The organism is Mesorhizobium shangrilense, assembly GCF_028826155.1.
GTDB lineage: Bacteria > Pseudomonadota > Alphaproteobacteria > Rhizobiales > Rhizobiaceae > Arvimicrobium > Arvimicrobium flavum.
In genome coordinates this window covers 2,016,533-2,040,230 of sequence record NZ_JAQGPN010000001.1, presented here as the reverse complement: position 1 = coordinate 2,040,230, position 23,698 = coordinate 2,016,533, and the positions used below count along the sequence as shown (strand labels likewise).

Genomic DNA, 23,698 nt, shown 5'->3' with positions numbered 1-23,698 from the left:
TGACCGCGCTCACCCGGCAATTCGGCCTTGCCCTCCTCCCCTGCCCATGTTTCCATGCTCCTCGGGAGCGGCCACCGGCTGCACCCGCGACGGCCGGAGGAGGCCGGCCGCCGCTCTATGCGAACGCCAGAGTGGAGGTCAGTCATGGGAAGTCGCGCCGGAGGAAGGCGTACGGGACCGAAATGCGTCGCCATTGTCGGTCCCTTCGCGAGCGGAAAAACCACCCTTCTTGAAGCCATTCTGGCGCGTGTCGGCGCCATCCCCCGTCAAAACGCAGTTTCTTCAGGCAGTTCGGTCGGCGACCATTCGGCCGAGGCGCGCGCCCACGCCATGAGCGTCGAGGCGACCGCGGCGACCGTCGATTTCATGGGCGAAAGCATGACGTTCGTCGACTGCCCGGGCTCGATCGAATTCGCCACCGAGGCGGACGCCATCCTGGTGGCGTCGGACATTGCCGTCGTCGTCGCCGAGGCCGATCCCAAGAAGGTGCCCGCGCTGCAGCTGATCATGCGCAAGCTGGACGACATCGGCATTCCCCGCATCCTTTTCCTGAACAAGATCGACAAGTCGGACGCCGGCGTGCGCGACACGCTGAAGATGCTGCAGCCGACCAGCGCAGCGCCCCTGCTGCTGCGCCAGATCCCCCTGCGGAAGGGCGAGGCGGTCGTTGGCTCGATCGACCTCGCGCTGGAGCGCGCCTATGTCTGGCGCGAGTTCGCCGAAAGCGAAGTGACGGAGATCCCGGACGACGAGAAGGCGCGCGAGGTGGAGGCCCGCTTCTCGATGCTGGAGACGCTGGCTGACCATGACGACCTCCTCATGGAACAGCTCCTCGAAGAAAAGGAGCCGCCGCGCGACGAGGTGTTCGATGACCTCTCGGCCGACCTTCGCGAGGGCCTGGTCGTGCCGGTGCTGATCGGGACGGCCGAGAAGGGCAACGGCGTGCTGCGGCTGCTCAAGACGATCCGCCACGATGCGCCGGACGTCGAGGCGACCCGCACGCGGCTGGGCGTCCCCAGCGGCGCCTCGACCGTCGTCCAGGTCATGAAGACGATCCACACGCCGCACGGCGGCAAGCTGTCCATCTCGCGCGTGCTTTCCGGCAGCGTGGCCGAGGCGGCGGAGCTGAACATCGCCGGCGGCGGCATGGTGAAGGTGTCCGGCATCTACAGGATGCTCGGCAAGGAGCAGCAGAAGGTCGCCTCCGCCAGCGCCGGCGACACGGTCGCGCTGGGGAAGCTGGACGATGCGAGGACCGGCGCCACGCTGACGTCGGCCAAGGGCGACGTCAAGCCGCTGTTCGAGCTCAAGACGCCGCAGCCGGTGTTCTCGGTCGCACTCCGTCCCAAGGAGCGCAAGGACGACGTCAAGCTCTCCTCCGCCATGCAGCGCATCGCGGACGAGGATCCGTCGCTGGCGGTGCACCACCAGGACAGCGGCGACACGGTGATCTCCGGCCATGGCGAGATGCACCTGAGGGTCACCGCCGAGCGTCTCGAGGGCAAATACCAGATCCCCATCGTCTCGCGGTCGCCCGGCGTTCCCTATCGCGAGACGATCCGCAAGGGCACGCAGCAGCGGGGCCGCCACAAGAAGCAGTCGGGCGGCCACGGCCAGTTCGGCGACGTGGTCATCGAAATCAAGCCGCTGCCGCGCGGCTCGGGCTTCCAGTTCACCGACACCATCACCGGCGGCGTCGTGCCGAAGCAGTACATTCCCTCGGTCGAGGCCGGGGTGCGCGACTTCCTGAAGACCGGACCGCTCGGATTTCCGGTCGTCGACATCGCGGTGAACCTGTCGGACGGCTCCTATCATACGGTCGACTCGTCCGACATGGCGTTCCAGATGGCCGCCAAGGTGGGCATGAAGGAGGGCATGGCCGCCTGTTCGCCGGTGCTGCTCGAGCCGATCATGAAGGTCCGCATCTTCACCCCGTCGGACGCCACGGCCAAGATCACCGGCATCGTGCCGCAGCGGCGCGGCCAGATCCTGGGCTATGACGCGCGTCCCGGCTGGCCGGGCTGGGATGTGGTCGAGGCGACCATGCCGCAGTCGGAGATCGGCAACCTCATCGTGGAGCTGCGCTCGGCGACGGCCGGCGTCGCCACCTTTGAGTCGAGCTTCGACCATATGGCGGAACTGACCGGGCGACTGGCCGACGAGGTGATGAACGCGAACACCAAGGCAGCCTAGGAGAGCGGCGCAGGGGGGCGCTCAGATTTTGCCCCCGGACCGACGCTCGACGTCAGAAGCGCGCGCTCTGCCGCAAGTTTGCCGGTCTGTGAGCAGGCGGGAAACTTGCGGGCTGCGATAACGTTTGTTCTGGTGCGGAGCGACATCGCGGCGAAGGCCGGCGGCTTTGGCGCTTCGCACCGGGCAAGCCGGCGAAGCGCCGACATTGGGAGAGTGAACATGGTTGCGATCCATCGCCGACCGTCATGGGCGATACTCGAGTCGCGGGCGACACCCGAGGCAGTCTTCCTCGACCGTCGCCGGATACTACAAGGCTTCGGCATGGGCCTGGCGGGACTGAGCGGATTGCTCCCCGCCCCTGCCCTGGCGCAGGACGCCGATCCCACGGCAGACCTCTATCCCGCGAAGCGCAACGAGGCCTACACGATCGACCGGGCGCTGACGCCCGAAACGATCAGCGGCAACTACAACAACTTTTATGAGTACGGCACCTTCAAGGAGATCGCGGAAGCGGCGCAGCAGCTGAAGACGAGACCTTGGGAGATCGCCATCGATGGACAGGTGGAGGCGCCGTTCACCATCGCCTTCGACGACCTCGTCCGCAAGATACCCCTGGAGACACGGCTCTATCGCCACCGCTGCGTGGAGGCTTGGTCCATGACCGTGCCGTGGGTAGGCTTTCCGCTGAAGTCGCTGGTGGCGCTGGCGAAGCCCCTCGGGTCCGCAAAATACGTCCGCTTCGAGACCTTCCTCGATCCGGAGATGGCGCCGGGCCAGGACAATTTCCTCTATCCTTGGCCCTATGTGGAGGGCGTCACCATCCAGGAGGCCGGCCACGACCTCGCCTTCATGGTGACCGGCGCCTACGACAAGCCCCTGGGTAAGCAGTTCGGCGCGCCGATCAGGCTGCACCTGCCATGGAAGTATGGCTTCAAGTCGATCAAGTCGATCAGGAAGATTTCCTTCGTCGAGGAGCGTCCGGTGGGCCTGTGGGAAGCCCTGCAGTCCAGCGAGTACGGCTTCTGGGCCAACGTGAACCCCGACGTGTCGCATCCGCGCTGGAGCCAGGCGCACGAGCGCGTGATCGACACCGGCGAGATGATCCCCACGCACATCTTCAACGGCTACGGCGCGGAAGTGGCCGGCCTTTATGCCGGGCTGGAGAGCGAACCGCTCTACATGTGAGGATGTCGCCCGCCGAGAGGGAGCAGAAGCGTTCGCCGGGCCGCCCGAGGGCCGCTGAAACGACTCTCCCGGCGACGGCCGCAGGAATCCAGGCGAAAAAAAAGCCGGATCAAATGATCCGGCTAGTTATGGAAGTGCCTGTAAAGGCGAAACCTCCAGAGGGGAACACTCACCGGGCGCCAATGGGAGGAGGAACGCGCCCAGGAGATGATTGTTATATGGGCGACCCTTGCCCAAGAAACAAGCAGCTTGTTTGCATTCCACCCATGCAAAAAGTACTGCGCTTGCTGCGATGCAGCGAAAATAGCCAAGGCTCTGATTAATATGCCCAATTCCGCGCCTTCGCGAGAACGAAGTCACGGAAGGCATGCAGCTTGGCCTGATTCTTCATCGCATCCGGGTATGCAAAATAGGTGTCGAACGAGGGCACCTCGGTTTCCGGCAGCAGTTGCACCAGCCCCGAATCTTTCTCGACGATATAATCCGGCAGCATGGCGACGCCCGCTCCGCGCTGAACAGCGCGCTTGATCGACAGGATGTCGTTGATCTGCAGCGTGGCGATTCGCTTTCCGCCTTCGAAGTCGCCGACCGATTCAAGCCAGTTGAGCTCGGAAAGATGCGCCGGCACCGGTTCGCCGAATGTCACGATCCGATGATGCTTCAACTCGCCGATGGCGTCGGGCTTGCCGTATTTTGCGATGTAGGAAGGCGCGGCGTAAAGATGGAAGTGCACGGTGAAAAGGCGGCGCTGGATCAGATCCGGCTGCTGCGGCTGCCTCAGCCGGATCGCGCAATCGGCCTGCCGCATGACCAGATCCAGTTCCTCGTTGGCGAGGATCAGCTGCAACTGGATGTCGGGATAAAGCTCCAGAAACTCCGGGATCCGCTCGGTCAGCCAGCCTGCGCCCAGTCCCACGGTCGTCGTGACCTTGAGCACGCCGGACGGACGGTCCTTGGTCTCGGAGAGCAAGGACTTGACGTTCTCGAGCTTCATCAGCACGTCGTGGGCGGTCCGGAATAGTATCTCCCCCTGTTCCGTCAGGACCAGGCCGCGGGCGTGCCGGTGGAAGAGCGGCACGCCGACGTCCTGCTCCAGGGCGCTGACCTGCCGTGAGATGGCCGACTGCGACAATCTCAGCTTTTCGGCCGCATGGGTGAAGGAGCCAGCCTCCGCCGCCGCGTGAAACACGCGCAACTTATCCCAGTCCAGTGCCATCAGTTCCCCTCGTCTTTTTCGGTTTGGCGCCGGTCTTATTCCGCAGCTTCGCGGTGCATCTCCATTTCCGCCAGGTACTTCTCCGCTTCGAGCGCCGCCATGCACCCGAGGCCTGCCGCCGTGACGGCCTGCCTGTAAACGTCGTCGGTCACATCGCCCGCCGCGAAGACGCCCGGAACGTCGGTTCTGGTCGAATCGGGGGCGGTCCACAGATACCCGTTGGGCTTCTGCTTGAGCTTGCCGACGAAGAGATCGACCGCCGGCGCATGGCCGATGGCCACGAAAAGACCGTCCGTCTTGAACTCGGTGACCTCGCCCGTCTTGATGTTCCGGAGCTTCAACCCGCTGACCGAAGGCGGCATCGGGTGCTTGGCCGGCTCGCCGACGATCTCGTCGACCACCGTATCCCACATCACCTTGATGTTCTCCTTCTTGGCCAGTCGCTCCTGCAGGATCCGCTCGGCCCGGAATTCGTCGCGACGATGGATGACCGTCACGCTCCTGGCGAGATTGGAGAGATAGAGGGCCTCTTCAACCGCCGTGTTTCCGCCGCCGACGACCACGACATCCTTGCCGCGATAGAAGAAGCCGTCACAGGTTGCGCAGGCCGAAACGCCGAAGCCCATGAAAGTCTGCTCGCTGGGAATGCCCAGCCATTTCGCCTGGGCGCCAGTCGCCACGATCAGCGCATCTGCCGAAAACTCCTGACCCGAATCGCACTTGATCCGAAATGGCCTGACGTTGAGGTTGACCTCGGTGACGAGATCGTTGACCACTTCGGTGCCGACATGTTCCGCCTGCTTGAGCATCTGCTCCATGAGCCAGGGCCCCTGGATCGGATCGGCGAATCCCGGATAGTTCTCGACATCGGTGGTGATCGTCAGCTGTCCGCCCTGCTGGAGGCCGGCGATCAGCACGGGCTTCAGCATGGCGCGCGCCGCATAGATCGCCGCCGTGTAGCCTGCGGGGCCTGAGCCTATAACGACGACGGGAACGTGTCTGGCGATCATTGCGAAACTTTCTGAGGGTGCGGCGAACGCGGCGTTCGTAAATCCCGTACAATCTATGTGCTGCCCCCCACCCCTGCAAGGCGGCGAGTTGTGTCCTCCCCAACCACGGCTTGCCGATGCGGACAGGTCGAACGTGACTGGTTGAGGTCGAATGACGCATGCACTAGAGAATGTGCGAAACGCACTTCTCCCGTGTTTCAAGGGTCTTCATGCCATTCACCGCCGATCTCGATGACATCGACTGGAAAATACTGCGCGAACTTCAGAAGGAGGGGCGCGTGTCGAACGTCGAATTATCGCGCCGCGTCGGGATATCAGCCCCGCCGTGCCTTCGCCGGGTCAAGTGGCTCGAGGAGACGGGCATCATCCGTGGCTACCGGGCGCTCCTCAATGCGCCGGCGCTCGGCCTGGACGTGGTGGCGTTCTGCCTGGTCGGCCTGCACCATCAGTCAGAGGCGGAACTGAAGGCATTTGCGGACCTGGCGCGCACTTGGACGATCGTCCGCCAGGCGTGGATGGTATCGGGCGAATCCGACTTCATGCTGCATTGCGTTGCAAGGGACTTGACCGCCTTCCAGACCTTCGTCATCGAGGAGCTCACCTCGGCGCCGAACGTCGACACGGTTCGGACCGCCCTGACGATCCGGCCGGTCAAGGACGAAGGCCTCGTGCCGATCTGACCGCCGGCACGCCCCTGCCCAAATTCGGCTGCAAGCCGGTGGCATGCGGCGAAAAGCGATCGGGGACGCGGCCTGGGGGCTCAACTCATTCGAAAGTCTTGACGGGGCCAATGCAGGTTCGGAAGTCCACGACGGAGATCTCCGCCTTCGTCATCTGCAAGGACGAGAGCGCGACGATTCGACGTTGCCTCGAAAGTCTCAACTTCTGTCGCGAGATCGTCGTGGTCGATTCCGGCTCCACCGACGGCACGCTCGAGATCATCCGTTCCATGATCGCGGAAGGTCAGCCGATCCGGCTGATCGAGCAGGAATGGATGGGTTACGCCAGACAGAAGCAGTTCGCCATGGACGAGACCGAAGGCCCTTGGTGCCTCTCCCTCGATGCCGACGAGTATGTCGACGACGATCTGCTACAGGAGATCCTCGCTTTGCCGCTCGGCGACACGTCCACGTGTGGCTACTGGATGCGGCGTCGCGACCGTCTGCCGGGCTATGGCTACCCGCCGGCGATCGTCCATGCCCGCTTTTTCCTGCGGCTGGTGCGCAAGGGCAAGGCGCGTTTCGACCTGAGCCACTCCGTCCACGAATCGCTGTCGAGCGACGGGCCCACCCAGCGCCTGAAGCGTGGCGTGCTGATGCACGAGCGGAACATGTCGGTGGCGGCGGAGTCCGCCGTGCTGAACAAGTACTCGACGCTGAAGGCCCGCGACAAGCACGCGCGGGGCGTGCGCACCGGGTCGTTCCGCATGATATTCCTGGCGGTATGGGAGTTCGGAAAATCCTATGTCGGCCAGCGCTACTTCGTCTGCGGGAGGGCAGGAATCATCCATTCGATGCTTCGCGCCGAATATGCGCTGCTGACGGAAGCGAAGCTCCATCGGCTGTCGCTCGGCAAGGACGCTCCCCCGGAATAAGCGGCAGGCGCCGTCCTTTAGGCTGCGCGCGCCTTCAGCCTCTCGCCCAAACCTGATCGTAGACCTCTGAGACGCCGCGCGCCTCGCGTTCGAGGGGAAACGTCTCGCGCACCACTTCCAGGCCGTTGCGGCCATGCGCCTGCGCGAGATCGGGGTTGGCGACATATGCCTCGATCGCGTTCGTGAGCGCCGCTCCATCGCCGGCCGGCGCCACCGCACCGGTGTGCCCGGGCTGGACCAGTTCCGCGAAGGCGCCCGCATCGCTGGCCACCACCGCCGTGCCCGAAGCCATGGCTTCGAGCGGCGTCAGGCCGAAGCCCTCGTTCCGCGAGGGAGCGACATAGAGCGTCACGCGCCGATACCACACGGCAACGTCCGGCACTTCGCCCAGGAAGCGGATCCGGTCGGTGAGGCCCGCCGCATCGATGCGCTGCTGCAGTTCGCGCTGAAACGCCTGGTTCTCGACGGTGACGCGTCCCGTGATCACCGCGGTCCAGTCGGGATAGCGAGGCAGCAGCGCCAGCATGGCGTCGACAAAGAGATCCGTGCCCTTCTGATGCCTGATGCGGCCGAAGCACCCGATCGCGAATTTTCCGGGAAGGCCCGCGGCAGCGAACGTATCGTCCCTGGCCGTGGCGGGGTGGAACTTCACAAGATCGACGCCGTGCATGACGACGGTGTGCGGAACCTCGAGAAAGCTGCCGGAGCGTGCGCTGGTTGCGATCACCGCGTCCATGCGGCGGATCAGCCATTTGGTGAAAGGCCTGTGATGGCGCTGGGCCGCGGAGGTGAAGACCAAGCGGAGCGGCGCGCGCAGAACGCGCCGCAGAACCAGGCCGGCGATCATTTCCACGTTGCGGCGCGCGTGCCAGATCCGCGGCCGCCTGGAGTGGGGCCGCCTGAACAGGGACGGCAGCTGCCACCAGCGCATATGGGGAAGACCGCCAGGCAGGCCGGGGCCAAGCGTCGCGACGCCGAGCGACCTTGCCTGGACGGGCACAAGCTGGATGATCGTGCTGGTGACGCCGGAAAGCCGGCGCTTCAGGTTCGGGGCGACCACCTCGATGTCGTCCATGTCGACGCGGTCGCCGGCGGCTGACTCGATGCGACCGCCGCCAGACTCCGCGGCCATGACCGGGCTCTTCACACGAACTGGACTTTGACGATCTCGTAGCCGCGGGCGCCGCCCGGCGCGTTGACCTCGATCGACTCGCCGACCTCCTTGCCGATCAGGGCGCGGGCGATCGGAGACGAGATGGAGATGCGACCGGCCTTCACGTCGGCTTCCTGGTCGCCCACGATCTGGTAGGTCTTGGTCTCCTCGGTGTCCTCATCAACCAGCTCGACCGTCGCGCCGAACTTGATGCGGTCGCCGCTGAGCTTGCCGACGTCGATGACCTCGGCGCGGGCAATGAAATCCTCGAGTTCGTTGACGCGGCCCTCGTTGAGGCTCTGCTGTTCCTTGGCGGCGTGATATTCCGCGTTTTCGGAAAGGTCGCCATGCGAGCGTGCCTCGGCGATGGCCTCGATGATGCGAGGACGCTCCTCCTGTTGGCGCCAGCGCAGTTCTTCCTTCAGCGTCTCGAATCCCCGAGCGGTCATCGGGACCTTGTTCATGTCATTCTCGCCTTTCCAAATCCACGGCTGCCGGACGTCCGGCAGCGTCGAGATACAAAAAGAAAACGGTCCGACAGCCTCGACTGGCGGAACCGCTTTGATGTTCTACGCCATTATATAGCGATCCAGCCCGGATATTCACGCTCAAAATTCGAGACGTGCAAGTGCCGTCGGTTGCACAGCTGGGCATAACTCGCAATCTTGTGAAGACGCGGCGGCCGGCGAACGGGTTGCACACCTGTGCCGGGCGCTTATGTCGCCCCTATGAGACATTCCGCTTCCCCCCTCCTCGCCGTCGTGTTTGCTCTCGGGACGGCCTGGCGCCCTGCCGCAGCGGCCGACCACCTGGTCTTCGAGGTCGACAGCATGTCCATCCAGGCTGACGTCGTCGCCGATGGCCTCGATCACCCCTGGGGTCTCGATTTCCTCCCCGGCGGCGATGCGGTGGTGACCGAGCGCACGGGACAGTTGCGCATCCTGTCGAAGGGCAAGCTCTCGGAGCCGCTTCGCGGCGTGCCCGAGGTCAGGGCGCAGGGCCAGGGCGGCCTGCTCGACGTGAAAGCCTCGCCGGATTTTGCGACCTCCGGGCTGATCTTCCTCTCCTTCTCCGAGCCGGGGGATGGCGGCGCAGGCACGGCTGTCGCCCGGGCAAAACTGGTCCGCGATGGCGGCGCGGCCCGGCTGGAGGATGTCAGGACCGTGTTCTCGATGGAGAAGAAGACCGGGAAAGGCCAGCATTTCGGCTCCCGTCTGGTCTTCCATCCCGACGGCACGCTCTTCATCACGACCGGCGACCGCGGCGACGGCAGGCGCGCCCAGGACATGCAGGACAGCGCCGGCGCCGTGCTGCGCATCAAGCCGGACGGCGGCATACCCGCGGACAACCCGTACGCCGATGGGGCCGTGGGACTGCCGCAGCTCTGGTCGAAGGGACATCGCAACGTGCAGGGCGCGGCCTTCGACCCGACCACGAATGGGCTGATCACCGTGGAGCACGGCGCTAAGGGCGGCGACGAGGTGAACCGGCCCGAGGCGGGGAAGAACTACGGCTGGCCGGCCATCTCCTATGGCGTCAACTATTCCGGCACGAAGATCGGCAAGGGCACGGAGGCGCCCGGCATGCAGCAGCCGCTGTTCTACTGGGACCCCTCGATCGCGCCTTCCGGCCTGGCGGTCTACGAGGGCGACATGTTCCCGGAATGGCGCGGCGATCTCCTGGTGGGATCGCTGAAGTTCGAACTCGTCTCGCGCCTCGACCGCGACGCAAGCGGCAAGATCACCGGCGAGGAACGCATGCTGGAGGGCGCATTCGGCAGGATCCGCGATGTGAACGTTGCTCCCGACGGATCGATCTGGCTGCTGACCGACGAGGCGAACGGCAAGATCGTCCGCCTCTCGCGCGCCGACTAGGGATTCCGGCCGTCAGCCCTTCTTCTGCTTCTCGAACGCCTGGATGTCGCCTGAGAGATCCACATACTCCTCGCATGTGGTGCCGCAGCGCTTCTTGATCTCGGCCAGCTGTTCCTTGGCGGCAGCGAGATCGCCGCGCTGCAGATGCGCCTCGCCCAGATACTCGCGCGCCAGCGTATAGTCCGGATCGATGCGCAACGCCTCCTCGTAGTAGCCGAAGCCGACCAGGAGCCGGCCCTGCTTGCGATGCGAGAAGCCGAGGAAGTTCAGGATGCGCGGGTCGGACTTGTTTGCAGCCAGCGACAGGACCGCGATGGCCTCGTCATAGCGTTCGGCTCGAGCCAGCGCCTGTCCCGCTTCGTAGATGCTCTCGTCGTCCACCGCACCCTGCTTGGGCGGAACGCACCTTTTCTGGACCTTGTCCCAGATCATGCCCTTTTTGCACTTGGTGACCGTGTCGTTGCTGCCTCCGCCCCCTGCGGAATAGGCCGGCACCGCAAGGGTGAGGCCCGCAACGAGCGCAGCCGCAACGACTGCCGAAAACCGCGTCTTCATCGACGTTCTCCTCCAACTGATAGGCCAGAGCGACAGGTCTTGCTGCTGTCAAACAGGATCGTCGCAACCCACAACGCCCATTTCCATCATCTTATTCCCGACGGCCGTCTATTCATTCGGCTCCGGCCGCACCTGATCGCCTGGCTCGGGGTCGCCCGGCGCATCCTTGTGCCGGTTGTCGCGTCCACGCTGCTGCTCCTCCCAGAAATCGCGAAGGTTGCGGCGACTTGCCCCGCACGAATTCGATCGTGACGCGACGGTTGCGTCGGCGGCCTTCTTCGTTGACCGCCGGTATGTGCTTCGCCGAGCCGACGCCGTCGAAGCTGAAGGTGATCCTGGCGAAGATCGGGATGAAGGTGGGCTGCGTGATCGACGCGAAGATGTCCATGCCGAGCCGGGCGATCTCGTTTCTCAGAAACGTCATGATGGAGAGCGCCCGGGTTTCGCTGATGCCCTGCTCAAAAGCCTTGCCGCGCTGAAAGTCCCGGTCGGCATGGCCGACGCAATTGATCTCGATCACCGGAAACGGGGAAATCTTGTGCGTTTCGATGACCCACTCGATCATCATCCGCAGGTCGATCTGCTCGATCGACGGCAGGTCGGCCACCCTCGTGGTGAGGGGAGGAAAGCCGCCCACGAAGCGGCGCTGGGGCGCAGGCGGTGGCCCCGCGACGCTCTGCGCCGTCATCTGAGCGAAGATATCGTCCGGGCTCGACATACATCCCCTCCCGAGGATGATGAAGCAGGTTGCGCCGCGCAGCTTCCTCCAAAGCGCAAATCATGTCCAGCGGGCCAGAGCCCCCTGCCAGCTCTGATTGTACCCCTCAGGCCCGGAAGATCAGGGCGGCGCCGCCTGCGATCAGGGCGAAGCCGGCCACATGGTTCCAGGTGAATGTCTCTTTCAGGTAGAGAACCGAAAAGACCGCGAACACGGTGAGGGTCACCACCTCCTGGATGGTCTTCAGCTCTGCCGCGGAGTAGGCGGCTGAACCGATCCTGTTGGCGGGGACCGCCAGCCAGTACTCGAAGAAGGCGATGCCCCAGCTCACCAGCACCACCGCGTAGAGCGGCGCGGACTTGAACTTGAGGTGGCCGTACCATGCGAACGTCATGAAAACGTTCGACGCGATAAGCAGCAGGATCGGCAGCACCTTGGGCGACAGAAGGGTCGTCATGCGGGGAGAATCACGGCCGGAGGGGACTGCTGCATCGCTGCCGCGCCGCGCCGGAACTGTCAATGACGGCGCCGCCGACAGCCGCGTTTTGCCGTCCTCAACAAACGATGACATGACGAAACGGCCAAATCGTCTATCATGTCCCCCGCACGCAGGAGGCGACATGGTGCTTCAGCGCCCGGAAAAGGAGTGGGAACTCACCATCGGCCCGGACACAGTCCGGCTCTTTGTGCTCAAGGCGAAGGCCATCAGCGCAGCCATGAATTCCGACTATGACGACGGCAGCGAGCACGAGATCGAGATCGACGACCGCTCGCGCGACAGCCACCTTCACGACGGATTGGCGGAGGAGGAGGAGCAGGATCTCACCGAAAGGGAACTGCGGGAGCTGATCAACGATCTCAACGTCGACGAGGCTGCGGAACTCGTCGCCCTGGTGTGGATCGGCCGCGGGGATTTCGAGGCAACCGAGTGGCCCGAAGCGCTTGCCGAAGCGCGCCAGCGCAGCAACAGGAAGACAGCCCAATATCTGCTCGGCATGCCCATGCTGGGCGACTGGTTGGAAGAAGGCCTCGAGGCGATCGGCGCCTGACGTAACGTTTCGTGATCGGTGGCGAGCTTGCCGCAGCGTGCTTCCGGCTCCAATTGGTCTGCATGGAGACACCCCATGGCTGGCTTTTGATCCTCATTGGAACTCTCGCCCTCGCGCCATTCCCGGCGGGCGCATCATCTCATCAATCCAACCTTCCCAACCCGCCTTCGTCGCCGCCCATCCCAAGCTCGAGACCGCCGCACACGCCACCAGACGCGCCTGCAGGTGGGCAAGACGGCCAGACCGAGCCGCGACTGACGCCTGTCCAGGACATCCCGCTCCCAGAACCCCGTCCGCCTGCCGCCCGGGACGTCAAGCCGCCCGCCGGCGCCCCCGTCGACGCAGAGACCTCCCGGCCGCCGGCCCGCAGTGTCGGCCGTCCCAATGCGACGAACTTCACGCGGAAGGTAAGCGAAGGCCTGCGACGGACCGATGAGGCATGCCGCGAGCGGCTGAAACGGATGAGCGTCGCCTTCGAGCTCCAATCGTCAGTCTATGACGCGCAAGGGTGCAGCATGCCCTTTCCGCTTCTGGTTTCGACCTTGGGCCCCGGCATCGCGCTCGAACCGGCCGGCGTGATGAACTGCCCCATGGCCGAGGCCGCGGCCAAGTTCGCGCAAAGCGTCGTCGCACCGGCCGCCAAATCAGCCTACGGCGCGGAACTGAAATCGATCGCCAACGCCTCGGCCTATGTCTGCCGTCCGCGCAACGGAAGCTCGAAACTCTCGGAGCACGCTTTCGGCAACGCAGTGGACATGGCCCGCTTCGTGCTCGCGGACGGAACGGGCATCGACGTTGCAGCCACCACCGGTCCCAAGGCCGGACCGTTCCTGGCCGAATTACGCAAGGCCGCCTGCGGGCCTTTCAAGACGGTGCTCGGCCCCGGCAGCGACGCCGATCACGCCAACCACTTTCATTTCGATCTCGCGACACGCCGAAACGGCTCCGCCTTCTGTCAGTGAACGCCACAGTTTCGCCGCAGGGGTGACCGGCGCGCGAGAGCCTTCCTTTACGGTTTTGCTTCAGCCTTCGGGGAACGGGCATGGAGAGGGACGATGGCAGGCAACTTCCGCGGTGCGCGGCGCCAGGCGCGGCAAGGCACGGCGCGCATCCGCCTTCCCCTTGCCGCGCTCGCTCTCCTGGCGATTTCCGCATGCACATCGGGCGACGTCATGGAACTGCGCCCGCAGGTCGACGTGGAAAGCCAGACGTCCGCAACGTTCCAGTCCCAGACCGTACAATCGTCACTGATCGCACCGCCGCGGCAGATCGCGTCGTCGCAGCCGATCGAACCGCCGCAATTGATTGAACCGCTGCAAGCGGGCGAGCCGCCGCAACTGAGCGAACCAGTGATGGCCGGCTATCCCCGCATGGATGCGCCGGCCGACATCATCGCGCCGATGTCGGCCGACGACCTCAACTGCCGCAAGCAGTTGAAGAAGCTCGGCGTCGTCTTTCGCGAACTCGATCCGATCAACGACGGCGGTGCATGTCACGTCGAGCATCCCGTGAAGGTGTCGCGGATCGGAAGCGTTCACATCAGGCCGGCCGCAACGCTGAACTGCGAGATGGCGGAGGCTTTTGCCGCCTGGACCCGGAATGAACTCGTTCCGGCCTCTCGATGGCGCTTCTTCTCCGGGGTCAAGGCGATCCATCAGGGATCCAGCTATTCCTGCCGAAACATTGCCGGCACACGCGGAACGCCTTCGGAGCATTCCGCCGGCAATGCGATCGACATCATGAAGATCGAGCTGAACAGCGGCAAGAAGATCGACGTGCGCAAGCCCGGCCTGTTCGCTTTCCGCAAGCGTGGGCTGCTGAATACAGTGCGGGCGGACGGCTGCGAATATTTTACGACGGTGCTGGGGCCGGGCTATAATGCGGACCATGCCGACCACTTCCATTTCGACATCAAGTCGCGCCGCAACGGCTATCGCGCCTGCCGCTGACGCCGGTGGACGGCATGGCTGACACGCCTGCCGCCCCGCAGCAACGACGACGGCGATCGGCCCGCGCCGCGAAACTGGCGATGTGGGCCGCGGCCGCCTATCTTCTCGTTGCTTACTTCACCTTGCCTGCTTTCTGGCTGCTGCACGATCGCGATCGCGCGCCTGCAGACTTTCTCACCACGACCACTGACGGCATTCCGGGCGATCCGATCAATATTTCGCTGATCGGCTCCGAGGAGGACGTCATACGCGCCTTCGCCGCCGCCAGGTGGAACGCCGCCGATCCGATTACGCTCAGTTCCAGCGTGGAAATCGGCCTCGACGTCGTGCTCGACCGGCGCTATCTCGACGCGCCGGTCAGCACGCTCCTGTTCGACGGCCGCCGACAGGACCTCGCCTTCGAGAAGCCGTCGGGGACGAGCCCGGACAAGCGCCATCACGTCCGCCTGTGGTTGGACGCCAACGCCGGCGCGAACGAACGACCGACCTGGTTCGGCGCGGCGAGCTACGACCGGGGCGTCGGCGTCAGCCACTTCACGGGTCAAATAACGCACCACATCGACCCAGACCTGGATGCAGAGCGAGACTTCGTCATCTCCGATCTGGCGAAGGCCGGGCATGTCGTCTCGACTGAAACGATCGACGGAATCGGGCCGGTCGAGAACGGCGTCAATGGCGGCGGGGACCGCTACTTCACGGACGGCATGATTTTGCGCACGGTGCTGACGCCATCATCGTGAGCGCGCGCAAGGTCACTTGCCGATTTTTGGCTTTGCCTATTTTAGCTTTCACACACTTCGTGTAGTTGAAACGCATCATGGTATACGTCGAAATCGGCATTGTGGTCGTCCTCATATTCGTGAACGGCCTGCTGGCAATGTCGGAACTGGCTGTCGTCTCCTCCCGACCGGCGCGCCTCAAGGCGATGGTTGAACGGAAGGTCAAGGGTGCCTCCAAGGCATTGGAACTGGCTGCAAATCCCGGCCGGTTTCTCTCCACCGTGCAGATCGGCATCACGCTCGTCGGCGTCCTGTCCGGCGCCTTCTCCGGAGCCACGCTCGGCGACCGCCTGAGCCGGGTCCTCATCGAGAGCGGCATATCGCCTGGCGTCTCCAGCACCCTTGGCGTCGGCCTCGTGGTGGCGCTGATCACCTATGCGTCCCTGATCGTGGGCGAACTGGTTCCAAAGCAGCTCGCGCTTCGCAACGCCGAAGGCATCGCGGTGAAGGTCGCTCCCGCGATGGCGATTCTCGCCAAGGTGGCGGCGCCGCTCGTCTACCTGCTCGATTTCTCCGGCCGCGCCGTGCTCTGGCTTCTCGGCCAGAAGGGCGAGTCCGAGGAGAAGGTCACCGACGAGGAGATCAAGATGCTGGTCGCCGAGGCCGAGCATCACGGCACCATCGAATCCGACGAGCGCCGCATGATCGCCGGCGTGATGCGGCTGGGCGACCGCGCCGTGCGCGCCGTCATGACGCCGCGCACCGAGGTCGACTGGCTCAACCTCAACGCCGATGAGGCCGCGATCCGCAAGACGCTCATCGAGACGGCGCACTCGCGCCTGCCCGCCGGTGAAGGCACGGTCGACGCCATGGTCGGCGTCGTCGCCTCGCGCGACGTGCTGGCCGCGCTGCTCGCCGGCAAGCCGCTCGACGTGCGCAAGCACCTGCGCAGCGCGCCGATCGTCCACGATCAGGCCGATGCGCTTGACGTGCTCGCGACGCTGCGTGAATCCGATACCCCGGTGGCGCTCGTCCACGACGAGTACGGACATTTCGAGGGGTTGGTGACGCCGGCCGACATCCTCGAGGCGATCACCGGCGTGTTTCGCGCCGATATCGAGGAAGGCGAGGAAACCGCCGTGCAGCGCGACGATGGCTCGTGGCTGCTCGCCGGCTATATGCCGGCCGACGAGATGGCGGACCAGCTCGACATCGATCTGCCCGAGAATCGTGATTACGAGACGCTGGCGGGGTTCGTACTGTCCCACCTCCACCACCTCCCGACCACGGGAGAGACGGTCGACGCGCAGGGCTGGCGCTTCGAGGTGGTCGACCTCGACGGTCGGCGCATCGACAAGGTCCTGGCCTCGCGCCTGTCTGCGGGCCGGCGCGAGCGGGCGCGGGCCTGAAACAAATGAGGGCGGCAAGGCCGCCCTCGAACATCAATCGTCAGTAGACAGGCATCAGGCCGCCTGAGCGGTCCGCGCGTCATCTTCGCGGGCCTTCTTGAGCAGCTTGGCCCACCACGAGAATTCGTTGAGCATGGTCTGCGCCGCGGCGTTGAGGTGCTCGAACTCCTCGAGCTTCTTCTCGCCCTGCATGACCTGGAACATATCTGCCCAGACGATGTGCACCGCATTGCGGATCGGAACCATCTGGAGCTCGATGGCGTGAAGCCGCAGTTGCTCGATGGCGCGGGCGCCGCCGACGCCGCCGTAGCCGACGAAAGCGGCCGGCTTGCGGTTCCACTCGGTATAGGCGTAGTCGAGCGCGTTCTTCAGCGCTGCGGTCGGGCCGCGGCTGTACTCGGCCGCCGTGAAGATGAAGCCATCGAGGCTGTCGATCTTGCGCTGCCACTTCTGGGCGACTTCACTCGTCGAGGGGACATAGAGGGACGACGCGACTTCGTTGAAGAGCGGCAGCGGATAATCCTTGAGGTCGACGATTTCGAACTCGAGTTCCGGATGGCTCCTGGCGATCTCGGCGATCCACTTGGTGGGATGATCGGCGAAGCGATTCGGGCGGACCGAACCGACCACGATCCCGATCTTGGGCTTGGGCATGGTATAACCTCTCTTGGGACAAAGGTGGTATCCGTTGGATACCTGCACTACATAGGAGAGTGACTGCAGAAGCCGCAAGGAGGCACTTTCTTGAAACCTAGGCACCGTGACCATCCCGACTGCCGCGCCATCAGCGACGTGCTGCAGCGCCTCGGCGACAAGTGGACCGTGCTCGTCGTCAGCCAGCTCGGCGAGGGCGCCATGCGCTTCAACGAACTGCGCCGCACCATCGGCAACATCTCGCAGAAGATGCTGACGACGACGCTGCGCGATCTGGAGCAGGACGGCTTCGTGACCCGCACCGTCTATCCGACCGTGCCGCCGCGCGTCGAATATGCGCTGACCGATCTCGGCCGCGACCTGCTGGAGCCCGTCCATGGCCTCATCGAATGGGCGAAGGCCAACCGTGAGCGCATGGACGAGGCCAAGCGCCGGTTCGAGCGGGCTGCGTCCTCGCAGCCCGACAAACCCCTGGGGCTGGCCGCCGCCAGCTGAAAGCGGGCTACATGCGCGCCAGGACGATGATCGGCCTGCGGCGCGCGTCGAGCAGTTGCAGCTTGCCGCGGGCGTCGGTGCGCCAGGAGCGGACGTCCCTCAACGCGGCGAAGAACTTGCCCTCCTGGTCCATCGCGGCCGGCACGCAGGCCATCTGGGTGCTGGCGACCTGGCCGAAGGAAATGCGGTTTCCGGAAATTTTTGCGGATCCCGTCAGGCGGTTGCAGCCGCCGGTTCCCGACACCCTGCCGTCTCTGGCGATCACGAGCACGGTCTGCAGGTTGTCGATGACCCCGCGCCCGCGGATGTCCTCGGCCAGCCAGCGGCCGGCCGGGCTTCGCGCGGCATCCTTGCCCGGTTCTTCTGCGACGCGCTGGACCATGATATCGGTCTGATCCCGCCCTCCCGTGAAGACGGGATGGTGGGTGGTCGACGTGAACCAGAGCCGGTCGTCGACCGTGATCTGCGCCTGCAGCGCGTAGCGCCGGCGCGGCTTGATCGTGGAATCGTCGAAGCGGAGCCGGTAGCGGATCGGCACCTGGCCCCTCGGCCGCACCGTGGTCGTTGCGATCGTCCGCGAGGGCGCATCCGCCAGCGAGACGTCAAGCAGCCGGACCTCGACCACGGCGTTCGGCGGCAAGGCCATCCGCTCGCGATACATCACTGTCCCCTCGATCGTGCGGGGCTTCGCGCTTGCGATGCCCGACGAAAGCATCATCCCAAGCAATCCCAGGCCGGTGGCGACCTGTCGGCGGGTCATGTTGCTCAATTGCTCATCTCTCCTGCTGGCTTCGCGATCCTCCCAGCGGCGATATAGGCCGCATCGGCCGCGACGGCAAAGCAAGATCCCTCCGCAGCGCGCGGTTGACCGCGCCCGAGACGTCCTAGCTTTCCGGCGGCACCGGTTTCGGCTTGCGATCGTTGTCGAGCGCCACCATGACGAAATCGGCGTCCGTCACCTTTTCCATGAGGTCGCTCAGATAGCGCTGCGCCCACGCCTCCACCTTGAGGGTCATAGAGGTCCGCCCGATCCGGGTGATGTGGGTGTAGATGCAGAGCGTGTCGCCGATCTTCATCGGCTTGGCGAACGACATCTCCTTCACCGCGGCCGTGACCACCCTGCCCTTGGCGCGCTCGGCGGCGCGGATGCCGCAGGCAAGGTCCATCTGCGCCATCACCCAGCCGCCAAAGATGTCCATCGCCGCATTGGCGTCCGATGGCATCGCCAGCGTTCGGAGCGTAAGCTCTCCGGTGGGGGTCTGTCCGTCGGCGTAGTGAACCACGAGCCACTCCTGTTTCTGCAGAAAAATGCCTAGCGGGCGGCAGTGTTCTGGTCAACGCGACGTCGAGCCCGCCAAAGCGGCTCGCGACGCCGTCGTTTTTGTCACAGGCAATGCCGGATGGCGCGATGACCGCCTGCGCGGAGCCCGCTAGTCTCGGCTTCAGCGACAGCCGGACCAAAGCAGCGAATGCAGACTTACGACTTCGTCATCGTCGGTTCCGGGTCTGCCGGATCGGTGGTCGCAGAAAGACTGTCGGCCAGCGGACGCCATTCCGTCCTGGTGCTTGAGGCGGGCGGAAGCGACCGGCGCTTCTACGTGCAGATGCCGCTCGGCTACGGCAAGACGTTCTTCGACCCGGCGGTCAACTGGAACTACAGGACCGAACCGGACCCCGGCCTCGCCGGCAATGCCGACCACTGGCCGCGGGGAAAATTGCTCGGCGGCTCGAGTTCGATCAACGCCATGGTGTGGATCAGGGGGCATCCCGCCGACTACGATTCCTGGGCGGCCGCGGGCAATTCCGGCTGGAGCTATGCCGACCTGCTGCCCGCCTTCAAGGCGATCGAGGACAACCAGGCCGGCGCGGATGACTGGCGCGGTGTGCGCGGCCCCGTCCACGTGACCGACTGCTCGGCCGACGTCCACCCGCTGACCCGGCGCTACCTGAAGGCCGCCGAGCAGGCCGGCCTCCCCTTCAACCCCGATTTCAACGGCGCCACGCAGGAAGGCGTCGGCATCTACCAGATCTCGACAAAGGACGGCCGCCGCATGTCGGCGGCGCGCGCCTTCCTGCGGCCGGCGATGAAGCGTACGAACGTGCGCGTCGAGATGAACGCGCTGGCGACCAGGATCCTGTTCGAAGGAAAGCGCGCGGTCGGCGTGGAGTACGAGCAGGGCGGCCGCACGCAAACTGTCCGGGCTGGCCGCGAGGTGATCGTGTCCGCGGGTTCGGTGAACTCGCCGCAACTGCTCCAGCTTTCGGGCGTAGGTCCGGGCAACCATCTCGGGGGGCTCGGGATAGACGTGCTCCATGCAAACGAGAATGTCGGGCGCAACCTGCAGGACCACCTCGGCATCAACTACACGTTCAGGGCCCGCACGGCGACGCTCAACCAGCTGCTGCGGCCATGGTGGGGCAAGGCGCTCGTCGGCATGCAGTACCTGCTGCTGCGCAAGGGGCCGCTGTCGCTGTCGATGAACAATGCGGGCGGCTTCTTCCGCACCGATGCCGGCGAGGCGCGGCCCAACATGCAGCTCTACTTCCAGGCCTTCTCGACCGTCATCCCGAAGAGTGGAGAGCGGCCGATCCTGACGCCCGACCCGTGGCCTGGCTTCTCCATCGGCCTGTCGAATTGCCGGCCGACAAGCCGTGGCGAGATCATGATCCGTTCCAGGGATTCCCGGCAGTATCCGCAGATCGTCGCAAATGCCTACGCGACGGACCACGATGTCGCGGAGATGCTGGCGGCGGTAAAGTTCGTCCGCAGGATCGCCGCCCAGCCGGCCCTGGCGGAGTTCATCGAGGAGGAGATTTTGCCAGGTCCTTCAGTGACATCGGACGACGACCTGATTCAGGATTTCAGGAAGCGGTCGGGGACCGTCTATCATCCGGTCTCGACCTGCCGCATGGGGCCCGATCCAGCGAAATCGGTCGTGGATGCGCGACTCAGGGTTCATGGGCTGGGTGGACTTCGCGTCATCGATGCGTCCATCTTCCCCGAGAACATTTCCGGCAACACCAACGCCCCGTCGATCATGACCGGATGGAAGGGCGCGGAGGTGGTGTTGGAGGATAGCGAGTAGGGCTTCCTCTCCCCCATCCTTGGGAGAGGAATCGCCAACCTTCGAGGGTCAGACATGAAGATCACCGACGTAAAAACCTGGGTCGTGGGCAATCCGCCGCCGGGCATCGGCGGCAAGTATTTCATCTTCGTGCGTCTCACCACCGACTCCAATGTCGTTGGCTATGGCGAGGCTTATAACGCGACCTTCGGGCCGCATGTCACCGCCCGGATGATCGAGGACTGCGCGGCGCGCTATCTGATCGGACGCGACCCGCACGACATCGAGACCTTCTTCCGCCGCGCCTATTCGTCCGGCTTCACCCAGCGTCCCGACGTTTCCATGCAGGGCTGCGTGTCCGCGCTCGAGATGGCTTGCTGGGACATCATCGGGAAGGAAGCCGGCAAGCCGGTCTACAAGCTGCTCGGCGGACAGGTGCACGAGACCCTCCGCTCCTATACCTACCTCTACCCGCACACGGGCAGCGTGCACACGGAGGATGTCGGGCCGAAGAACGTCTACAACGATCCCGACATGGCGGCCGAATGCGCGTCGCTCTACGTGGCGCAGGGATTTGATGCGGTAAAACTCGACCCCGCCGGCCCCTACACCGCCTTCGACGGTCACCAGCCGCGGCTGGTCGACATCGACCTCTCGGCCCGTATGGTGAAGGCCATCCGCGAGGCCGTCGGCAACGGCGCGGACATCCTGTTCGGCACGCACGGCCAGTTCACCGCCTCGGGCGCGCTGCGCATGGCGCGCGCGCTGGAGCCCTACGACCCGCTTTGGTTCGAGGAGCCGGTGCCGCCTGATATGCCGGAGGTGATGGCCGAAGTGGCGCGCGGGACAAAAATCCCGATCGCCACCGGCGAGCGGCTGACGACCAAGTGGGAGTTCGCGCGCGTCATCGAGAACCGCGCCGCGGCGATCCTGCAGCCGGACCTTGGCCGCTCCGGCGGCATCCTCGAGACCAAGAAGATCGCCGCCATGGCGGAAGCCTTCCACATCCAGGTCGCACCGCACTGCTATTGCGGGCCGATCGTCGGGGCCGCCAACATCCAGCTGGCGGTCACGCTGCCGAACTTCCTGATCCTGGAGTCGCTGAAGCAGTGGGATGGCTTCCACGAACAGTTGCTGAAGAGGAAGATCGAATGGCAGGACGGCCACGTCATCCCGTCGAAGGAACCCGGCCTCGGCGTGGAACTCGACGAGGGCGTGTGCGAGGCGCATCCCTACATGGGCACGGCGCTGCATCTCGAGATGGCGCAGGACCCGCTGTTCCCCTGAGCGGCGGCGTCACAACTCGCGTTCGAAGAACACCAGCCAGTCCCTGAGGTCAGGAGGCAGCTCGTAATAGGGCTCGGTGCGGTGGAAGCCAATCTGCTCGTAGAGCCGCATGGCCTCGTTCTGCCTTTTGCTGGTGTCGAGGCGCATGCGGCTGTAGCCGGCCGTGCGAGCCTCCTCGATGACACGCTCCGCAAGCGCCCACCCTATCCCCTTCCCGCGGAACCTATCCGGCACGAACATCCGTTTCATTTCGCAGATGCCGCCACCAAGGTCGCGCAGGGCAACGCACCCCGCTGCCTCGCCATCGACATAGGCGAGCAGGAGGCGCCCGTCAGGAGGGCCGTACTTGCCGGGTAAGGAAGCGAGTTCCGCGGCGAACTCGTCTTCGTCGAAATAGGCGTCGATCAGAGCACGGTCTTCGACGTGACGTTCGCGATGCCAGGCGACGAACGCCCGCATCAGGGCGCGGGCATCGTCGAGCTGGCGATCGGTAACACCGGAGACGATCTGCACCATGTCATCCCACTCCGAAGCAGATTCCTTGATAGTTCAATAGGTTGCCTGGTCGATCGGATTCACCGCGCGAACACCGTGAACAAAAATGCGAGGCTCTTGACTCAATATCTCAACGTAAGCGCTTTCGGCAGGATCTCGAAGGTCGCCGGGATGTGGCCGGGGCACTCGCCGTCGACCTCGACCAGCGCGCAGTCGTCCGGCGGGTCGCCGAGCGGCTCGACGGAGATGCGCCTGCCGCGCAGGATCGTGATGGCGGGGTGATGCCGATGACGGCCCCCATAGACGAGCCGAAGGTCCCAGATCAGCCGAGGCTTGCTCGCGCTGCTGAGCACGACGACGTCGAGCAGGCCATCGTCCGGCGCAGCGTCCGGCGCGATCATCATGCCGCCGCCGAAAAACTTTCCGTTCGAGGCCGCGACCAGGGCCACCCGCGCCTCGAAGGGCGGCTGGTCATCGATCGTAATCCGGACGTGGCGAAAACGGTAGCGGACTAGCTCGGAAACGGTGCGCCAGTAGAACAGCGCTTCGGCCGACACCCGCTCCTTGCGCCTGTCGTCATTCACGGCGCGCGCGATCGGGCCCGATATGCCGAGGCTTGCGATGTTGACGAAGTGCCGGCTCGCCAGCCGCCCGGTCTCCCCGACATAGCACACGCGGCCGACGTCGATGGCGTGGGCCTCCCCGTCGGCGAAGCGCCGCGCGGCGGCCAGGGGCTCGAGCGGCAGGCCGAGACCCCGCGCAAAATCGGAACCCGAGCCGCACGGCACCACCCCGAGCTCGACCTTGCCCGCACCTTCCTCCCGCGCCATCAGCAGGCCGTCGACCACCTCGCCGACGGTGCCGTCGCCCCCCACCGCGATGATCTTCTCGAAGCCGGAAAGAGCAAAGGCATGTGCGAAGATCGCCGCGTCACCCGGCTCACCCGTTTCGCGCAGCTCGAACACCCCGATCCTGGCTTCCAGCTCGGCCCGTATGCCGGGCCACTCCTGCTTCAGCCTGCCGCCGCCGGCAACCGGGTTCATGATCACGCCTACCGTCACGCGTTCCTCCCGGCACG

25 protein-coding genes are annotated in these 23,698 nt (G+C 65.0%); 13 read left to right on the top strand and 12 right to left on the bottom strand.

Annotated features, from left to right (window positions below):
* The first annotated feature begins 144 nt into the window (after positions 1 to 144).
* Both PD284_RS10020 and msrP read left to right on the top strand, forming a co-directional pair.
* Positions 145 to 2,193: an elongation factor G gene (locus tag PD284_RS10020; RefSeq protein WP_274628055.1), complete on the top strand. Its 2,049-nt coding sequence runs from the start codon at positions 145 to 147 to the stop codon at positions 2,191 to 2,193.
* Between the two features lie 219 nt (positions 2,194 to 2,412).
* On the top strand, positions 2,413 to 3,378 hold the full coding sequence (msrP, locus tag PD284_RS10015; RefSeq protein WP_274628054.1) for a protein-methionine-sulfoxide reductase catalytic subunit MsrP: 966 nt from the start codon (positions 2,413 to 2,415) through the stop codon (positions 3,376 to 3,378).
* 319 nt (positions 3,379 to 3,697) lie between these two features.
* Here msrP and PD284_RS10010 read toward each other — a convergent pair whose 3' ends face one another.
* Together PD284_RS10010 and trxB are read right to left on the bottom strand one after the other, a co-directional pair.
* Positions 3,698 to 4,594, bottom strand: a complete 897-nt coding sequence (locus tag PD284_RS10010; RefSeq protein ID WP_274628053.1) for a LysR family transcriptional regulator — start codon at positions 4,592 to 4,594, stop codon at positions 3,698 to 3,700.
* 35 nt (positions 4,595 to 4,629) lie between these two features.
* Complete coding sequence (gene trxB, locus PD284_RS10005) at positions 4,630 to 5,604, bottom strand: thioredoxin-disulfide reductase (protein WP_274628052.1); 975 nt, start codon at positions 5,602 to 5,604, stop codon at positions 4,630 to 4,632.
* A 209-nt stretch (positions 5,605 to 5,813) separates the two neighbouring features.
* Here trxB and PD284_RS10000 point away from each other — a divergent pair, with 209 nt between their 5' ends.
* Complete coding sequence (locus PD284_RS10000; protein WP_274628051.1) at positions 5,814 to 6,284, top strand: Lrp/AsnC family transcriptional regulator; 471 nt, start codon at positions 5,814 to 5,816, stop codon at positions 6,282 to 6,284.
* A 110-nt stretch (positions 6,285 to 6,394) separates the two neighbouring features.
* Complete coding sequence (locus tag PD284_RS09995; RefSeq protein ID WP_274628050.1) at positions 6,395 to 7,198, top strand: glycosyltransferase family 2 protein; 804 nt, start codon at positions 6,395 to 6,397, stop codon at positions 7,196 to 7,198.
* 34 nt (positions 7,199 to 7,232) lie between these two features.
* Here the strand turns inward: PD284_RS09995 and PD284_RS09990 are convergent, their stop codons facing one another.
* Both PD284_RS09990 and greA read right to left on the bottom strand, forming a co-directional pair.
* Positions 7,233 to 8,273: a glycosyltransferase family 4 protein gene (locus PD284_RS09990; RefSeq protein ID WP_411956262.1), complete on the bottom strand. Its 1,041-nt coding sequence runs from the start codon at positions 8,271 to 8,273 to the stop codon at positions 7,233 to 7,235.
* 68 nt (positions 8,274 to 8,341) lie between these two features.
* Positions 8,342 to 8,815, bottom strand: a complete 474-nt coding sequence (gene greA / locus PD284_RS09985; protein WP_274628048.1) for a transcription elongation factor GreA — start codon at positions 8,813 to 8,815, stop codon at positions 8,342 to 8,344.
* Positions 8,816 to 9,181: 366 nt separating this feature from the next.
* Here greA and PD284_RS09980 point away from each other — a divergent pair, with 366 nt between their 5' ends.
* Positions 9,182 to 10,225, top strand: a complete 1,044-nt coding sequence (locus PD284_RS09980; RefSeq protein WP_338036645.1) for a PQQ-dependent sugar dehydrogenase — start codon at positions 9,182 to 9,184, stop codon at positions 10,223 to 10,225.
* Positions 10,226 to 10,237: 12 nt separating this feature from the next.
* Here PD284_RS09980 and PD284_RS09975 read toward each other — a convergent pair whose 3' ends face one another.
* The 3 genes from PD284_RS09975 to PD284_RS09965 form a co-directional block, all read right to left on the bottom strand.
* The gene (locus PD284_RS09975) at positions 10,238 to 10,780 is read right to left on the bottom strand and encodes a tetratricopeptide repeat protein (RefSeq protein WP_274628046.1); all 543 of its coding nucleotides are present in this window, start codon (positions 10,778 to 10,780) and stop codon (positions 10,238 to 10,240) included.
* A 112-nt stretch (positions 10,781 to 10,892) separates the two neighbouring features.
* A complete protein-coding gene (locus PD284_RS09970; protein WP_274628045.1) occupies positions 10,893 to 11,498 on the bottom strand; it encodes a hypothetical protein in 606 nt (201 codons plus the stop codon).
* A gap of 106 nt (positions 11,499 to 11,604) precedes the next feature.
* The gene (locus PD284_RS09965) at positions 11,605 to 11,955 is read right to left on the bottom strand and encodes a DMT family protein (protein WP_274628044.1); all 351 of its coding nucleotides are present in this window, start codon (positions 11,953 to 11,955) and stop codon (positions 11,605 to 11,607) included.
* 166 nt (positions 11,956 to 12,121) lie between these two features.
* Here PD284_RS09965 and PD284_RS09960 point away from each other — a divergent pair, with 166 nt between their 5' ends.
* From PD284_RS09960 to PD284_RS09940, 5 genes are all read left to right on the top strand, one after another.
* A complete protein-coding gene (locus tag PD284_RS09960; RefSeq protein WP_274630597.1) occupies positions 12,122 to 12,547 on the top strand; it encodes a DUF3775 domain-containing protein in 426 nt (141 codons plus the stop codon).
* A 62-nt stretch (positions 12,548 to 12,609) separates the two neighbouring features.
* Positions 12,610 to 13,509 (top strand): extensin-like domain-containing protein, encoded by a 900-nt coding sequence (locus tag PD284_RS09955; protein WP_274628043.1) that lies wholly within the window; start codon positions 12,610 to 12,612, stop codon positions 13,507 to 13,509.
* A 93-nt stretch (positions 13,510 to 13,602) separates the two neighbouring features.
* Positions 13,603 to 14,496, top strand: a complete 894-nt coding sequence (locus PD284_RS09950; RefSeq protein ID WP_274628042.1) for an extensin-like domain-containing protein — start codon at positions 13,603 to 13,605, stop codon at positions 14,494 to 14,496.
* Positions 14,497 to 14,510: 14 nt separating this feature from the next.
* A complete protein-coding gene (locus PD284_RS09945; RefSeq protein ID WP_411956191.1) occupies positions 14,511 to 15,236 on the top strand; it encodes an LssY C-terminal domain-containing protein in 726 nt (241 codons plus the stop codon).
* 77 nt (positions 15,237 to 15,313) lie between these two features.
* Positions 15,314 to 16,624 carry a hemolysin family protein gene (locus PD284_RS09940; protein ID WP_274628041.1) on the top strand — a complete coding sequence of 437 codons (1,311 nt, stop codon included), beginning with the start codon at positions 15,314 to 15,316 and terminating at the stop codon, positions 16,622 to 16,624.
* 54 nt (positions 16,625 to 16,678) lie between these two features.
* Here PD284_RS09940 and PD284_RS09935 read toward each other — a convergent pair whose 3' ends face one another.
* Positions 16,679 to 17,278, bottom strand: a complete 600-nt coding sequence (locus PD284_RS09935; RefSeq protein WP_274628040.1) for an NADPH-dependent FMN reductase — start codon at positions 17,276 to 17,278, stop codon at positions 16,679 to 16,681.
* Between the two features lie 90 nt (positions 17,279 to 17,368).
* Here PD284_RS09935 and PD284_RS09930 point away from each other — a divergent pair, with 90 nt between their 5' ends.
* On the top strand, positions 17,369 to 17,773 hold the full coding sequence (locus tag PD284_RS09930) for a winged helix-turn-helix transcriptional regulator (RefSeq protein WP_274628039.1): 405 nt from the start codon (positions 17,369 to 17,371) through the stop codon (positions 17,771 to 17,773).
* A 7-nt stretch (positions 17,774 to 17,780) separates the two neighbouring features.
* Here the strand turns inward: PD284_RS09930 and PD284_RS09925 are convergent, their stop codons facing one another.
* Both PD284_RS09925 and PD284_RS09920 read right to left on the bottom strand, forming a co-directional pair.
* Positions 17,781 to 18,533 (bottom strand): YbaY family lipoprotein, encoded by a 753-nt coding sequence (locus PD284_RS09925; protein WP_274630595.1) that lies wholly within the window; start codon positions 18,531 to 18,533, stop codon positions 17,781 to 17,783.
* Positions 18,534 to 18,657: 124 nt separating this feature from the next.
* Positions 18,658 to 19,056, bottom strand: coding sequence for an acyl-CoA thioesterase (locus PD284_RS09920; RefSeq protein ID WP_274628038.1), 399 nt, complete (start codon positions 19,054 to 19,056; stop codon positions 18,658 to 18,660).
* Positions 19,057 to 19,242: 186 nt separating this feature from the next.
* Between PD284_RS09920 and PD284_RS09915 the strand changes: the two genes are divergently transcribed.
* Together PD284_RS09915 and PD284_RS09910 are read left to right on the top strand one after the other, a co-directional pair.
* Positions 19,243 to 20,859, top strand: a complete 1,617-nt coding sequence (locus PD284_RS09915) for a GMC family oxidoreductase (RefSeq protein WP_274628037.1) — start codon at positions 19,243 to 19,245, stop codon at positions 20,857 to 20,859.
* Positions 20,860 to 20,913: 54 nt separating this feature from the next.
* Positions 20,914 to 22,125, top strand: coding sequence for a mandelate racemase/muconate lactonizing enzyme family protein (locus tag PD284_RS09910; protein ID WP_274628036.1), 1,212 nt, complete (start codon positions 20,914 to 20,916; stop codon positions 22,123 to 22,125).
* A 9-nt stretch (positions 22,126 to 22,134) separates the two neighbouring features.
* Here the strand turns inward: PD284_RS09910 and PD284_RS09905 are convergent, their stop codons facing one another.
* Positions 22,135 to 22,641: a GNAT family N-acetyltransferase gene (locus PD284_RS09905; RefSeq protein WP_274628035.1), complete on the bottom strand. Its 507-nt coding sequence runs from the start codon at positions 22,639 to 22,641 to the stop codon at positions 22,135 to 22,137.
* Positions 22,642 to 22,742: 101 nt separating this feature from the next.
* A complete protein-coding gene (locus tag PD284_RS09900) occupies positions 22,743 to 23,681 on the bottom strand; it encodes a diacylglycerol/lipid kinase family protein (protein WP_274628034.1) in 939 nt (312 codons plus the stop codon).
* Between the last annotated feature and the right edge of the window lie 17 nt (positions 23,682 to 23,698).